The 13,594-nt window shown below is 73.4% G+C and carries 12 protein-coding genes; 2 read left to right on the forward strand and 10 right to left on the reverse strand.

Annotated features, from left to right (window positions below; all coding sequences use genetic code 11):
• Positions 1 to 192: 192 nt before the first annotated feature.
• Positions 193 to 1,086 carry a DUF1996 domain-containing protein gene (locus ACTWLT_RS27245; RefSeq protein ID WP_445320790.1) on the forward strand — a complete coding sequence of 298 codons (894 nt, stop codon included), beginning with the start codon at positions 193 to 195 and terminating at the stop codon, positions 1,084 to 1,086.
• Positions 1,087 to 1,157: 71 nt separating this feature from the next.
• Positions 1,158 to 1,826 carry a DUF305 domain-containing protein gene (locus tag ACTWLT_RS27250; RefSeq protein WP_445320791.1) on the forward strand — a complete coding sequence of 223 codons (669 nt, stop codon included), beginning with the start codon at positions 1,158 to 1,160 and terminating at the stop codon, positions 1,824 to 1,826.
• A 53-nt stretch (positions 1,827 to 1,879) separates the two neighbouring features.
• Here ACTWLT_RS27250 and ACTWLT_RS27255 read toward each other — a convergent pair whose 3' ends face one another.
• The 10 genes from ACTWLT_RS27255 to ACTWLT_RS27300 are packed head-to-tail and all read right to left on the reverse strand — an operon-like array spanning position 1,880 to position 13,539.
• Positions 1,880 to 2,701 (reverse strand): HpcH/HpaI aldolase/citrate lyase family protein, encoded by an 822-nt coding sequence (locus ACTWLT_RS27255; RefSeq protein WP_445320792.1) that lies wholly within the window; start codon positions 2,699 to 2,701, stop codon positions 1,880 to 1,882.
• Positions 2,701 to 3,888: a CaiB/BaiF CoA transferase family protein gene (locus ACTWLT_RS27260; RefSeq protein WP_445320793.1), complete on the reverse strand. Its 1,188-nt coding sequence runs from the start codon at positions 3,886 to 3,888 to the stop codon at positions 2,701 to 2,703. The genes ACTWLT_RS27255 and ACTWLT_RS27260 overlap by 1 nt, the downstream gene beginning before the upstream one ends.
• On the reverse strand, positions 3,885 to 5,861 hold the full coding sequence (locus tag ACTWLT_RS27265; protein ID WP_445320794.1) for an SUMF1/EgtB/PvdO family nonheme iron enzyme: 1,977 nt from the start codon (positions 5,859 to 5,861) through the stop codon (positions 3,885 to 3,887). The genes ACTWLT_RS27260 and ACTWLT_RS27265 overlap by 4 nt, the downstream gene beginning before the upstream one ends.
• Positions 5,858 to 6,796 carry a ribokinase gene (locus ACTWLT_RS27270; RefSeq protein ID WP_445320795.1) on the reverse strand — a complete coding sequence of 313 codons (939 nt, stop codon included), beginning with the start codon at positions 6,794 to 6,796 and terminating at the stop codon, positions 5,858 to 5,860. The genes ACTWLT_RS27265 and ACTWLT_RS27270 overlap by 4 nt, the downstream gene beginning before the upstream one ends.
• 31 nt (positions 6,797 to 6,827) lie before the next feature.
• Positions 6,828 to 8,180: an ADP-ribosylglycohydrolase family protein gene (locus tag ACTWLT_RS27275; RefSeq protein ID WP_445320796.1), complete on the reverse strand. Its 1,353-nt coding sequence runs from the start codon at positions 8,178 to 8,180 to the stop codon at positions 6,828 to 6,830.
• Positions 8,177 to 9,343, reverse strand: coding sequence for an ADP-ribosylglycohydrolase family protein (locus ACTWLT_RS27280; RefSeq protein ID WP_445320797.1), 1,167 nt, complete (start codon positions 9,341 to 9,343; stop codon positions 8,177 to 8,179). The genes ACTWLT_RS27275 and ACTWLT_RS27280 overlap by 4 nt, the downstream gene beginning before the upstream one ends.
• A 3-nt stretch (positions 9,344 to 9,346) precedes the next feature.
• Positions 9,347 to 10,639, reverse strand: a complete 1,293-nt coding sequence (locus ACTWLT_RS27285) for an ABC transporter substrate-binding protein (protein ID WP_445320798.1) — start codon at positions 10,637 to 10,639, stop codon at positions 9,347 to 9,349.
• Positions 10,640 to 10,674: 35 nt separating this feature from the next.
• Complete coding sequence (locus ACTWLT_RS27290; RefSeq protein WP_252415225.1) at positions 10,675 to 11,514, reverse strand: carbohydrate ABC transporter permease; 840 nt, start codon at positions 11,512 to 11,514, stop codon at positions 10,675 to 10,677.
• Between the two features lies 1 nt (position 11,515).
• Positions 11,516 to 12,451, reverse strand: a complete 936-nt coding sequence (locus ACTWLT_RS27295) for a carbohydrate ABC transporter permease (protein WP_445320799.1) — start codon at positions 12,449 to 12,451, stop codon at positions 11,516 to 11,518.
• Entirely contained in the window at positions 12,448 to 13,539 is a 1,092-nt protein-coding gene (locus ACTWLT_RS27300) for a LacI family DNA-binding transcriptional regulator (RefSeq protein ID WP_445320800.1), read from the reverse strand. The genes ACTWLT_RS27295 and ACTWLT_RS27300 overlap by 4 nt, the downstream gene beginning before the upstream one ends.
• Positions 13,540 to 13,594 lie beyond the last annotated feature (55 nt).

Below are 13,594 nucleotides of genomic sequence, written 5' to 3' on the forward strand. Positions count from 1 at the left end.
TCGTCGTCATCATTTCCACCAACTGCGGCATGTATTGACAAGTGTCGACATCGGGGCGAAGCTGGTCTGTGAGAGCGCTCTCTCGCACTCGGCTCAACAGACCACCATCAAGTCTGGCCAGGGCGAACTCCGATGTCTTCGGCGGCGGCGCCGGAGCTGTCCCTGACCCGTCCCCCCGACAGGAGTCACGAGATGGACAGGGCCGCACCCCTCTCCGGCATCCACCGCCGGCTGCGCTTCGCCGCGGCGATCGGCGCCGTGCTGGTGCTACTCGGCACGTACATCGCTTCCACCACCAACCGGGCCGACGCCGCCCCGGGCATCAACGCCATCCGGGTCGCCGAGTTCCCCGCCGACTGCGCGTACAGCCACCGGTTGCCGGACGACCCGATCATCTTCCCCGGTCTGCCCGGCGCCTCGCACATGCACAGCTTCTTCGGCAGCACGGTGACGAACGCGCACACCACGCTCCTCGACCTGGTCAACTCTCCGACCACCTGCAACCCGCGCACGGACGTCTCGTCGTACTGGGTGCCCACCCTGTACAACAACAACGTGCCGGTCGAGCCGACCATCGTCACGTTCTACTACCTGGGTGAGGGCGTACGCGCAGACGTCGTCGCGGCCACCCAGCCCATCCCGCAGGGGCTGCGGATCGTGGCGGGCAACGCTCGGGCGACCGGCCCGAACGAGAGCATCGCCCGCTGGTCGTGCCTGCACGCGGGACACGTGGCGCCGTCGAAGGACTTCGTCACCTGCCCGGCCGGGACGATGATGGAGTCGTACCTGGACTTCCCGCAGTGCTGGAACGGCCGGGACCTGGATTCGCCTGATCACAAGAGCCACATGGCGTACCCGGTGAACCAGGCCTGCCCGGCGACGCACCCGGTGCACGTGCCGAAGCTGCGGCAGGTGCTGCGGTACCCGGTCAACGGCAACCCGGCGCAGTTCCGGCTGGCCTCGGGTGCCGGCTACACCATGCACGGCGACTTCTTCAACGCCTGGCCGGTCGCGGAGATGGCCCGCCGCGTCCAGGACTGCATCCGCCCGGTGATCAAGTGTGGGCACGACGGCCGGCCGATCTGAGCCGACACGTTCGACCCGAGGGCGGGCCCGCTCACGCCGGGCCCGCCCTCCCGGGCGGAAAGGGAGGCCGGATGCGAGCCCGAGTCGTCGCACCGTCCACGCTGCTCATCGCGGTCCTGCTCGCCGGCGGTTGCGCCGCCGGATCACCGGACCCCGCCGGCAACGCGCCACCGTCCGCGACCGCCCCGACGGCGGTCGCGACGCCGAGCGCGGTGCCCGCCGCGGGTACGGCAGGACCGTTCAGCCCCACCGACATCGCCTGGCTCCAGCTGACGGTGGCGATGGCCGAACGACTGCTGCCGGTGCTCGACCTGGTGCCGACCCGGACCACCGACCCGGCGTGGCGGCGGCTGGCCGCCGAGGTCGGGGCCGCCCACCGCGCCGACCTGGACCGGTCCCGCCGGCTGCTGGCGGACTCCGGGGCGCCCGCGACCAACCCGCACGAGGGGCACGACATGCCGGGCATGGTGACCGCCGAGGAGCTGACCGCGCTGCGGGCGGCCGCCGGGAAGCCGTTCGACCGGCTGGTCGCCCAGCACCTGCGGGCGCACCTGACGCAGGCGGTCCGGATCGCAGGAGCGGAGCGGCAGAACGGGGTCCACCCGGCGACCACCGCGCTGGCCGCGGCCGTGGTCCGGGGCGGCACCGCCGAGCTGGCGCGGCTCGACCGGCTCGACCGGGTGCCGAAGACCGTCCCGGCGGCCCAGCCGGCAACCGGCGCCGGTGCAGCACACCGGTGACCCAGCCGCGCGGCCACTGATCCGCACCACCCTTCCCTGGGGGTGGAGCGCGGTCAGGCGGCGAAGCGGGCGGCCAGGTCGACGGTGCGTTCGGCGGCGGCGACCATGGCGCGGTCGGCGAACCGGCCGTCGGGCAGCACCACGGTGCCCGAGTCCCGCCGCTGCGCCTCGGCCACCGCGGCCAGCAGCTCCGCGGCCCGGGCCACCTCCCGGTCGGCCGGCCGGAACGCCTCGACGATCACCGGAAGCTGACGCGGGTGGATCGCCGTGCGGCCGAGGAAGCCGAGCCGCCGACCCACCGCGCAGGAGGCTGCCAGACCGGCCATGTCGGTGACGTCGGGGTACACCGACATCGCCGGCGGGACCAGACCGGCGGCACGGGCGGCCACCACCACCCGGCCGCGCGCCCAGAGCAACCCGTCGTCGTCGCTCACCCCCAGGTCGGAGCGGAGGTCGGCCTCACCGAGCCCGATCGAGGCCACCGTGGGGTGGGCGGACGCGATCGCGTACGCGGCCTCCAACCCGAGGGCCGACTCGACCAGCGGGTGCAGTGGCACGTCGACCCGTCCGGCGAGAGCCGCGAGGGTCGCGGCCGACTCCACCTTCGGCAGCCGTAGCCCGGTCAGCCCCGGCCGGCCCGACACCGCGAACAGGTCCGCCTCGACGTCCGGCCCGGTCAGCTCGTTGACCCGCACCTGCACCGGCACCGGGTGCGCCTCGGCGAGGAACTCGGCGACCGCGTCCCGGGCGTACGACTTGCGCCCGGCGACCACGGCGTCCTCAAGGTCGAGGATGACCGCGTCGGCACCCGAGGCGACCGCCTTGGCGAACCGGTCCGGACGGTCACCGGGCACGTAGAGCCAGGTGAGCAGCATCAGAGCACGCCCCGCTCGCGCAGCGCGGCCAGCTCGTCGGCGCTCAGGCCGAGCGCCCCGAACACGTCGTCGGTGTCCTGGCCGTGCCGGCGGCCCGCGTGCCGGATCTCCCCCGGCGTGTCGGTGAGCCGGAACGGCACGTTCTGCATCCGTACCTCGCCCAACTCCTCGTCCGGGACGCTGCGCACGGTGCCCAGCGCCGCGTACTGCGGGTCGGCGAGGATGTCCCGGACGTCGTAGACCGGCGCGACCGCCGCCTGCGCCGCCTCGAACGCGGCCACCACCTCGTCGCGGTCCCGTTTCGCCACCCAGGCGCTCACGGCGGCGTCCAACTCGTCGGCGTGCGCCGCTCGGCCGCTGCCGGTGGCGAACCACGGCTCGTCGATCAGCTCGGGTCGACCGACCAGCCGCAGCACCCGTTCGGCGATGCTCTGCGCGCTGGTGGAGACCGCGACCCAGCGCCCGTCCGCGCACCGGTAGGTGTTGCGGGGCGCGTTGTTGTTGGACCGGTTGCCCAGCCGGGGCTGGATGTAGCCGAGCTGGTCGTACCAGGTGATCTGCGGACCGAGCATCGCCATGATCGGCTCGATGATGGCGAGGTCCACCACCTGGCCGGTGCCGGTGGCGTCCCGGGCGCGCAGGGCCAGCATCACCGCGTACGCGGCGGCGAGCGCGGTGACCGAGTCGGCCAGCCCGAACGGGGGCAGGGTGGGTGGGCCGTCCGGTTCCCCGGTGGCCGCGGCGAAGCCGCTCATCGCCTCGGCGAGGGTGCCGAAGCCGGGCCGCCGGGCGTACGGCCCGACCTGCCCGAACCCGCTGATCCGCGTGATGACCAGCCGGGGGTTGACCGCGTGCAGGTCCGCCGGGCCGAGCCCCCACCGCTCCAGCGTGCCCGGGCGGAAGTTCTCCACCAGCACGTCGGCGTCGGCGAGCAGCCGGCGCAGCAGCGCGGCACCGTCCGGGTCGGACAGGTTGAGGGTGACGGTGCGCTTGTTGCGGCCGAGCACCTTCCACCAGAGTCCGACGCCGTCCCGGGCCGGGCCGTGCCCGCGTGACGGGTCCGGCTTGGCCGGATGCTCGACCTTGATCACATCGGCGCCGAAGTCGCCGAGGAAGGCCGCGGCGAGCGGCCCGGCGAAGAGGGTGGCCAGGTCGACGACCTTGATCCCGTCCAGGGGCGCGGTCACTGGTTCACCTCCGCCTCGGGCACCGACGTGGGGTCCGGCACCAGGTCGGCCGCGCAGCGGAAGCCGACCTGGTCGGAACGGGTGAGCCCGGCGCCGGTCAGCAGCAGCTTCACCGAGACGTCCGCGGGCTGCGGGCCGCCGTCGAGGTACCAGTCGGAGCCCTCCGCCCGGTAGCCGGCGCCACCCTTGAGGATGGCGAACCGGGTACGCCCGTCGGAGTGCTCGCTCTCGGTCAGGTTCCACACCAGTGGTTCCCGCCGGACGAGCAGGCCCGCCTCGGCGGCCACCTGCCACTCGTCCTCGGTGGGCAGCCGCAGCCCCGCCCACGCCGCGTACGCCCGGGCGTCGGCGAGCTCCACTCCGGTCACCGGGGCGTCGGCCGGTCCGCGTCCCGCCGTGAACCGCTCGGGACGCACCGGGCGGTAGCCGGTGGCGCTCAGGAACTCGGCGTACTCGCCGTGGGTGACCTCGTGGGTGGCGATGGCGAACCGGCCGAGCCGGACGCTGCGGCGCAGCGTACCGGTGTGGTGCAGCCGGGGCGGTAGCGGTTTCCACTCGTCGACGTAGGGCGCCTCGCCGTACAGCCCGGTCTCCCGCACCCGGTGCCGGACGACAAGGTCCCGCCGGCCGGCCTCGACGGCGACCATGCCCTGCGGCGGCTGCGGCCGGGGCGCCCAGGGGGTCGGGAGGCGGACCGCGGCCCGGGCCGGGAAGGACGGGTCGCCGGTGGGCGGCTCGTGCCGGTGGGCGGCGGCGTCGGTGACCACCACGGCGGCGATCGCGCCGGCCCGCAGCGGGCCGCCCACCGCCAACCGGCCGTCGGCGGTCTCGGTGACGGTCAGCTCGGTGCCGGTGACCAGGTCGACGAAGCGTCGGTCGGGGCGTGCCTCGGTGAGCAGCCACGGCCCGTCGTGGTCCGCGCCCCGGTTCACCACCGTCCACAGGGGCTCGTCCTGGTGCGTCCAGCGGGACGCGTACACCTGGCCCTCGCCGGGGTGGTCGGCGAGCGGGACCCAGTCCTCGGCGCGCAACCACGCGGCGTGGCTGGTCTGCACCCGGCGCATCGCCCGCAGCACCGCCCGGTCGCGGTCGTTCCAGCCGACCCAGACGCCGAAGACGCTCTCCCACACCAGCACTCCGACGCCGTTGAGCCAGGCGGAGTGCAGCTCGTCGAGGTGGTCGCGGTGCCAGCGGCGGGTGTGGTGCAGCACGTGCCGACGTTCGAACCACTTCGCCCGCAGCACACCGGGGACCTCGGAGTCGGCGAACCACTGCGCCCAGGACATGGCGTGGTCGGCGATCCGGGCCAGCGGGACGCGGCTCTCACCTTCCAGGACCATCCCGGGCCGCACGGCGTCCAGCGCGGCGCGCAACTCGCCGGCGCCCTCCTTGAGGGTGTCCAGGAAGACTCCGTCGACGCCGAGCTTGCCGGCCAGGGCCGCGACCTCCTCCGCGTCGCTGCCCGCCTCCCGGCGGGTGCCGGTGTCCCACGGGTTGTAGTCGATGAAGACCCGCACCCCGCGCTCCTGGAACGCCCGCACCACCTCGGGCAGCTCCGGCACGTCCCGGTACCAGTCGAACTGGTTGCGGTCGTCCAGGCCGATCACCGGGTACGCGTGCCAGAGCACCACCCCGTCGAAGCCCCCGAAGTCCCGCCCGGCCGCGTCGAGGAACCCGTCGACGGTGAAGACGCCGCGCTCGTGGTCGTAGAGCGCCTCGTCCCACAGCCAGGCCAGGCAGACGCTGAAGCAGTCGCCGGCGATCTCGTCGTAGTGCGTGCCGGTGTAGCCGAGCCGGGCTCGGGCGTCGGCCCGCCAGCGGGTGAGCTGCTCGCGCCAGGCCGGCCAGTCGGCCGGGTCGTCGGGTGCGGCGAAGATCTTCGCCTCGTCCAGGGTGGTCAGGTCGGCGTGCCCGCCGAGCGGCACGTCCGTCGGGCGGTCGATCGGGCGCGGGACGTACGGGTTGAAGCTCACGGGGTACCTCGGTAGGTCGCGTCGTGGAGGGCGTCGATGGCGGACCGCTCGGGCAGCGCGGTGGACGCGCCGGGCCGCTGGGCGCAGGCCGCGCCGGCGGCACACGCCCAGCGCAGGCTCGCCGTGACGGTGTCTTCGCTGCTGGCGCCGCCGCGCTCGGCCCAGGAAACGGCGAGCGCGCCGGTGAAGGCGTCGCCCGCGGCGGTGGTGTCCACCGCGTCGACGCGCGGGGCGGGGACCGCCAGGCGCAGACCACCGCGGTCGGCGTACGCGGCACCGCGCGCGCCGAGGGTCAGCACCACCCGGGGCACCAGCTCCAGCAGGGCGTCGAGCAGCACCGGCGGGTCGTCGGAGAAGACCCCGGCGACGACCGCCGCCTCGTGTTCGTTGACGACCAGCACGTCGACCAGGTCGAGCAGCTCCGTCGGCAGGACCGCCGCCGGAGCGGCGTTCACCACGACGGTCGTGCCCGCCGAGCGGGCCCAGTCGGCCGCCTGCACCACGGCGGCCAGCGGCACCTCCAGCTGGAGCAGCAGCACGTCCGCCGCTGCGATCGTCGCCCGGTCGTCGGCGTCCAGCTCGGTCAGCGTGCCGTTGGCGCCGGGTGCCACGACGATGAAGTTCTCCGCGTCCCGGTCGACGGCGATCAGCGCGACGCCGGAGGGACCGGCGACGGTCCGCAGGCCCCGAACGTCCACCCCGGCGCCGGCCAGGCTCGCCCGCATCCGCGTACCGAACTCGTCGTCGCCGACCGCGCCGACGAAGTCGCAGGCGGCACCGGCCCGGGCGGCGGCGACCGCCTGGTTGGCGCCCTTGCCGCCGGGCACGGTCCGGAAGTCCTCGCCCAGCACCGTCTCCCCGGGGGCGGGCAGACGCGACGCCGACACCACCAGGTCCAGGTTGCTGCTGCCCACCACCGCCACGCGCGCGCTCATGCCGCGCTCCCTTCCGTCCACCGCTGCCGCCTCACGACCCACTCCCCGGCTGCGCCAGGGCCCGGGTCCGCTCGGCCAGCTCGTCGAAGCCGATCCCGTCGAAGCCGGCGATGCTGCTGGCCAGCCGGTTACGCAGCGGGGAGACCCACCGCTGCGGCAGCCCGGACGCCCCGGTGAGGGCACCGGTCACCGCGCCGACCGTCGCGCCGGTCGAATCGGTGTCCCAGCCGCCGCTGACCACGGCGGTGATGCTCCGCTCCAGGTCACCGCGGCCGTACGCCAGCGCGGCCGCCACCAGCGCGGCGTTGTTGCGCACGTGCACCCAGTGCAGGTGGCCGTGCCGGGCGTACAGCTCGTCGACCACCCGTTCCCAGTCGTCGGTGCCCGCGCCGAGAGCACGCGCCTCGCGGACCGTGGCCGCGAACCGGCTGCGCGGCGGCAGCACCGCCTCCGCCGCGTCGAGCACCTCGTCGACGCTCGCCGCGACGGGCGCGGCGGCGGCGAGGGCAGCGGCCCAGAGCGCGCCGTGCACGCCACTGCGGACGTGGCTGACGGTGGCGTCCCTGTGGGCCAGCTCGGCGGCCCGGTCCGGCCGGCCGGGGTTGACCCAGCCGTAGACGTCGGTACGGATCTGCGCGCCGATCCACTCCCGGAACGGGTTGTGCCGGCGGGCGCTCTCCGGCGGCGGGAAGCCGAGCAGCAGGTTCCGGTACGCCACCCGTTCGGCCGTGAAGACCCTCCCGCCGGGCAGCCAGTCCAGCCACGCCTGGGCCACGTCCGCGCTGGTGAAGGCCCGCCCGTGTGTCTCCAGCACCCGCAGGGCCAGCAACGCGTAGTTCAGGTCGTCGTCCTCGGGCATGCCGTCGATGTTCTCGGCGAGGCTGGTCGGCGCGCTGCGCCGGTTCCACGGCCAGCGGGCGGCGACGTCGTCCGGCAGCCCCTTCGCGGTGAACCAGTCGCGCAGCGGCCACCGGCCGGTGGCGGTGAGGATCTCCCGGATCCCCTCCCGGGGGATCTTCTCCACCGGCTTGCCGAGCAGGCAGCCGACCGCCCGACCGAGCCACGCGCCGTGCAGCCGGTCGAAGCTCACGTCGGTCGGCAGCGACCAGGCCGCCGGCCACTTCGCCCGCAGCGCGGCCAGGTCGTCCGGCTCGTCGTCGGCGGCGACGCCGGGCAGCGCGTCGGCTGCGTCCAGCAGCTCCGTCGCGAGCGCCCGCAGCTCCGGCGACGCCGGGGCCGGCGACGCCCCGCTGACCGGCGGGGTCAGGTCCCCGCCGGCCGTCGTCCACCGCTCGGCGAGGACCGCGACGTCGCGACCCTCGTCCCGGCTGGCCGCCAACTCGTGCGGCAGCAGGTCCTCCGGCTGGACCCAGGTGATCCTCACCGGGTCGACTCCCCGCCCGAACCGGCGCCGCCGGCAAGCCCGGCGAAGCGCTCCGCCCGCCGGGTGAACCGGGCCTGGTCCCGCTCGAAGACCTCGCCGGCCACGCCCGCGAGGATCCGGGCCGGCTCCACCAGGTCGGTCCGGGAGGCCGTGGCGACCACCTCGGACCACTCCGCGGGCACCGCGGCGGCGCCGCCGAGCGCCCCGGCGATGGCACCGGACATCGTGGCGGTGGAGTCGGCGTCGCGGCCGTAGTTGACCGAGCCGAGCACCGCCGCGCGGAACTCGCCGCCGGCCACCACGAGCATGCCGATGGCGACCGGCAGTTCCTCGATGGCGTGCAGCCGGCTCGGTCGCCGCGCGCCGAGGCCGGGGTTGCGGTACTCCTCCCCCACCGTGTCGTAGGGGGCCACCGCGGCGCGCAACGCCGGGATCGCCTGCTTCCAGTCGTGGTGGCTCCGGGCCTCCTTGACCACCGCGTCGATGGCCGCCCGGGTGCCGTCGCGGGCCAGGTCCAACGCCGCGGTGACGACGTCCTCGACGCTGGCGCCGGGGGTCGCCGCCGCGGCGACCGCCGCCGCGAAGACGGCGGCGGCCTCCCGCCCGTAGCTGTGCTGGTGCGCCCCGGCGATCTCCACCGCCTCGGCGTACGCCCCGGCCGGGTCGCCCGCGTTGACGATGCCGACCGGGGCCATGTACATGGCCGCACCACAGTTGACGATGTTGCCGACCCCGGCCTCACGCGGGTCGGCGTGAGCGTGGTGCAGGCGGGTGACCAGCCACCGCTCGGCGGCCGCGAGCCGGTGGAAGGTCACCCCCTCCCGCTCCAGGTCGGGGATGTAGACCACCCGCTCGATCAGATCGGGGACCAGCAGCTCGACCACGTCGTACGCGTCGAGGTGGTCGCGTTTGGCCGCGTAGGCGCGGACCAGGGCGTGGGTCATCAACGTGTCGTCGGTGATGTGCCCGTCGCCCTTGTGGTACGGCGCGAGCGGCCGCGCGGTGGCCCAGTCGGCGTGGTACGGGGGCACGATGCCCTCGACCCAGCCGCCGAACCGCGCGCGGATCTGCTCTGGCAGTGCCGTCTCGGTGGCGCCGCCGAGGGCGTCTCCGACCGCGGCGCCGACCAGGCAGCCGACCGATGTGTCGAGCAAGAGTGACATGTCCTACCTCAGAACCTGCTTGCCACCATCGACCAGCTGCGTACCGAGCTGATCGAGGGTGATCTTGTTGGCGAAGTACTGCTGGAGAGCCGGGGTGGCGTACTTGGTCTTCCACTCCGGGTAGCCGTCGGCCTGCTGGAACGGGGCGACCGTCAGGTCCGCGGCGCTGTCCGCGGCGACGTCCCAGCCCTGCTTGCCGCCGGTGACCTTGACCAGCTCCTCGTTGGCCTGCTTGCCGGTCGGCACCAGCCAGTCACCCTTGGCCAGCGCGGCCATGTTGGTCGGGTTCAGGAAGTACTCGAGGAACTGCGCGGCCTGCTTCTTGTGCTTGCTGTCCTCGGAGACCGACAGCGTCTGCGGGTTGGCCGCCTGCTTGCTGGACAGCCCCTTGACCGGTGGCAGGGTGACCCACTCGAAGCCGGGCGGCGCCTGCTCGACCATCTGCTGACGCAGCGACACCGAGCCGGGCAGCATCGCGTACTTGCCGCCGAAGAAGCCGGGCAGCGTGTCCGCGCCGCTCATGCCGAGCGCCTCCGGGGAGGCGGACTTCGCGGTGTAGATCATGTCGTGGATGCGCTTCGGGATCTCCTTCTCCGCGTCGCCGACCCGGACCTCGGTGCGCCCGCCGTCGGTGTAGAAGAACTTCCCGTCGTAGTTGAGTGCCAGGTTGAGCACCCGGTTGGTCGGCGACTTCAGCGCCCAGGCCACGCCGTACTGCCCGGGCTTGGTGAGCTTCTGCGCGTTGCCCTGGAACTCGTCCCAGGTCCAGCCACCGTCGGCCGGCGGCACCGTGACGCCGGCGGCGTCGAGCAGCTTCTTGTTGGCGATGACGACCTGCGACTCCAGCAGGAACGGCACCCCGGCGACCTTGCCGTCGACGGTGGCCGTGTCCCAGACGCCCTGGTCGATCTGACCCTTCAGGTCGCCCGAGACGAGCCCGGACAGGTCGGCCAGGTAGCCCTGCTTGCTGAACTCGCCGATCGCGGACGCCTCGTAGTGCACGATGTCCGGCGCGTCGCCGCCCTCGAAGGAGGTCAGCAACTGGTCGTGCACCGAGTTCCAGTCACCCTGGACGTACTCGACCTGGATGTCGGGGTGCTCGGCGTTCCACTTGGCGACGAGGTCCTTGTTGACCTGCAGCGACTCCTTCTGCCAGGCGAGGCTGAGGAAGCGCAGCTTGGCCGGGCCGGACGTGGCCTCGTCGCCGCCGCCGTCACCGCACGCGGCGAGCGCGCCGAGGCCGACGACCGCGACCGCGGTGGCCGCGGCGAGTCGACGGAATCGGGTACGGAGCATGGGGGTTACCTCCTTGGTGGTGGGTGGGGGACGGTTCAGCCCTTGACCGCGCCGGCGAGCGACCCGGACGAGAGCCGGCGTTGCATGAACGCGAAGAAGATCAGGCTGGGCAGTGTGGCCAGCAGTGAACCGGCTGCGAGGGGCCCGAGCCGGGCGGTGCCCTCGATGCCGACGAACCGGGCCAACGCGACCGGCAGGGTGGCCAGCTCCGGGGTCTTGATCAGCACCAGTGCGAAGAAGAACTCGTTCCAGGCGGAGATGAAGGAGAACAGTGCGGTGGCGACCAGGCCCGGGGCGAGCAGCGGGAACACCACCCGGCGCAGCACCTGCACGCGGCTCGCGCCGTCCACGGAGGCGGCCTCCTCCAGCTCCCGTGGGATGTTGCGGACGAAGCCCTGCAGCATCCAGAGGGCGAACGGCAGCGCCCAGACCACGTAGATCAGCACCAGCCCGGCGTGCGTGTTGGCCAGGCCGACCTGCCGCAGCACCAGGAAGATCGGGATGATCAGCAGCACGAACGGGAAGAGCTGGGACAGCAGCACCCAGCCCAGCGCCGCGGTGCCGAGCTTGGAGCGGAACCGGGCCAGCGCGTACGACGCCGGCATGGCGACCAGCACGGTCAGCACCGCCGACGCGAGCGAGACCTGGAGGCTGTTCAGCGCCGCCCGGCCCAGCTCCTGCTCGGTGAAGGCCTGGACGAAGTTCTGCACGGTCGGGTCGCTCGGAATCAGCGTGGGGTGCAGCCGCACCAGCTCCCGGGGCGGCTTGAACGCCGTCGAGACCAGCCAGACCAGCGGGAACCCGAGGAAGATCAGGTAGCCGGCGAGCGCCACGTACTGCAGGGTGCGCCCGGTACGACTCGGCTTGCCAAACATGTCAGTTCGCCTCCCTCAGCCGGCGGCGCAGATAGACGGCGAGCAGCGCGACGATGAGGACGACCATCACGTTGCCGAGCGCGGCGGCGTAGCCGTAGTTGCCGTAGCGGAACGCCTCCTCGTAGGCGAAGAGCATCGGCAGCATCGTCTTGCCGCCCGGCCCGCCCGCGGTCAGCACGTAGACCAGACCGAACGAGTTGAAGTTCCAGATGAAGTCCAGCGACGTGATCGCCACGATCACCGGGGTCAGGGCGGGCAGCGTGACGTGCCGGAACCGGTGCCACGTGCTCGCCCCGTCCACGGCGGCCGCCTCGTGCAGCTCGCGGCCCACCCCCTGGAGGCCGGCCAGCAGGACGACGGTCGTCTGCGGCATGCCGGCCCAGACCCCGACGAGGATGACGGCGGGCAGCGCGGTGCTGAAGTCGCCGAGCCAGTTGGTGCGCATCCCGTCGGCGCCGATGCGGTGGAAGAACTCGTTGAGCAGGCCGGCGTCCGGGTGGTAGACGAGCTTCCAGAGGATGCCGACCACGACCGGCGGCATCGCCCACGGCACCACGGCCAGCACCCGGGCCACGCCCCGGAACCGCAGCTGCTGGTTGAGCAGCAGGGCCAGACCGAGGGCGAGCAGGAACTGCAGCACCGTCACCCCGAGCGCCCAGACCAGCCCGATCTTGAACGAGTTCCAGAACAGCTCGTCGCCCAGAAGCTCGCGGTAGTTGGCCAGGCCGGTGAAGGAGACCTCGACGTCGCGCCCTGCCCGGGCGTCGGTGAAGCCGAGGTAGATGCCGCGCAGCAGCGGGAACACCGACAGCACCAGGATCGGCAGCAGCGACGGCAGCAGCAGCAGGTAGATGGCGGTCCGGTCGGAACGGAACCGGCTCGGCCGGCGGGCCGGGCCGGCCCGCTCGACGTCCGGCCGTTCGGCCAGCGTGGTCATGAGGTCACCCCTTCGCTGGACGGGTGGGTGGTCGGTGGGTCTGCCGGCCGGGGAGCGGGCAGCGTCGTGCCGCTGGACGCCCGGATGGCGAGGCTCGGTGGCACCTGCTCGCGCCGTGGCGGCAGGCTCGGGTCGGCGATGCGTTGCAGGAGCAGCTCGGCGGCCCGGCGACCACGCTCGGCCGAGCCGAGCGAGACGCTGGAGAGCTGGGGAAACATCATCCGGGCCAGCTCGGTGTCGTCCATGCCGACCACGGCGACGTCCTGCGGCACCCGGCGGCCGGCGGCCAGCAGGGCGTGCAGCGCGCCGACCGCGATCAGGTCGTTGGCGCAGACCAGCGCGTCCGGGTCGGTGCGGGCGAGCAGCCGTTGCGTGGCTTCCCGGCCGGCGGCGTACTGGAAGTCGCCGACCTCGATGAGGTCTTCGTCGAGCGGGATGCCGTGGTGGGTCAGGGCCGCTCGGAAGCCGGCGTCACGCGCGGTGCCCGGGACGGTGTCGAGCGGACCGTTCACGAAGCCGATCCGGCGTCGGCCGGTGGCGACGAGGTGGTCCACGGCCAGCGCGACACCGTGCCGGGAGTCGGTGCGTACGTTGTCCACCTCGGCGTCCGCGCCGAGCTGGCCGACCACCACGACCGGTACCGGGCTGTCCACCAGGGCGGTCAGGTGGTCGTCGGTGACCCGGATCGGCGAGACGATCATCCCGTCCACGTAGCGGTTGGCGAGCCGGCGCAGCAGGGCGGTCTCGTTGTCGATCCGCCCGCCGGTGGCGTGCACCAGCAGCTGCCGACCGGAGGAGGCGACGACGGCCTCGATGGCGCGCATCATCTCCACGTAGACCGGGTTGCCGATGTCCTCGACGGCGAGCGCGACCAGGCCGGTGCGCTGGGACTGCAGCGACCGGGCGATCGCGTTGGGCACGTACCCGACCTCGGCCGCGGCGGCACGCACCTTGCGGATCGTCTCCGGGCTGCCGCCGATGCCGTTGAGCACCCGGGACGCGGACGCGATGGAGACACCGGCGCGGGCGGCGACGGTGTGCACAGTGGGCCGGCCGTCAGCCGATTCCTGTAAACGTTTACGACCCACGTTCGGCACCTCCACCCGATAGCTGTAAACGTTTCCGGGAGTCTGCTCCGCTGGT

This window comes from Micromonospora yongxingensis (genome assembly GCF_052601155.1).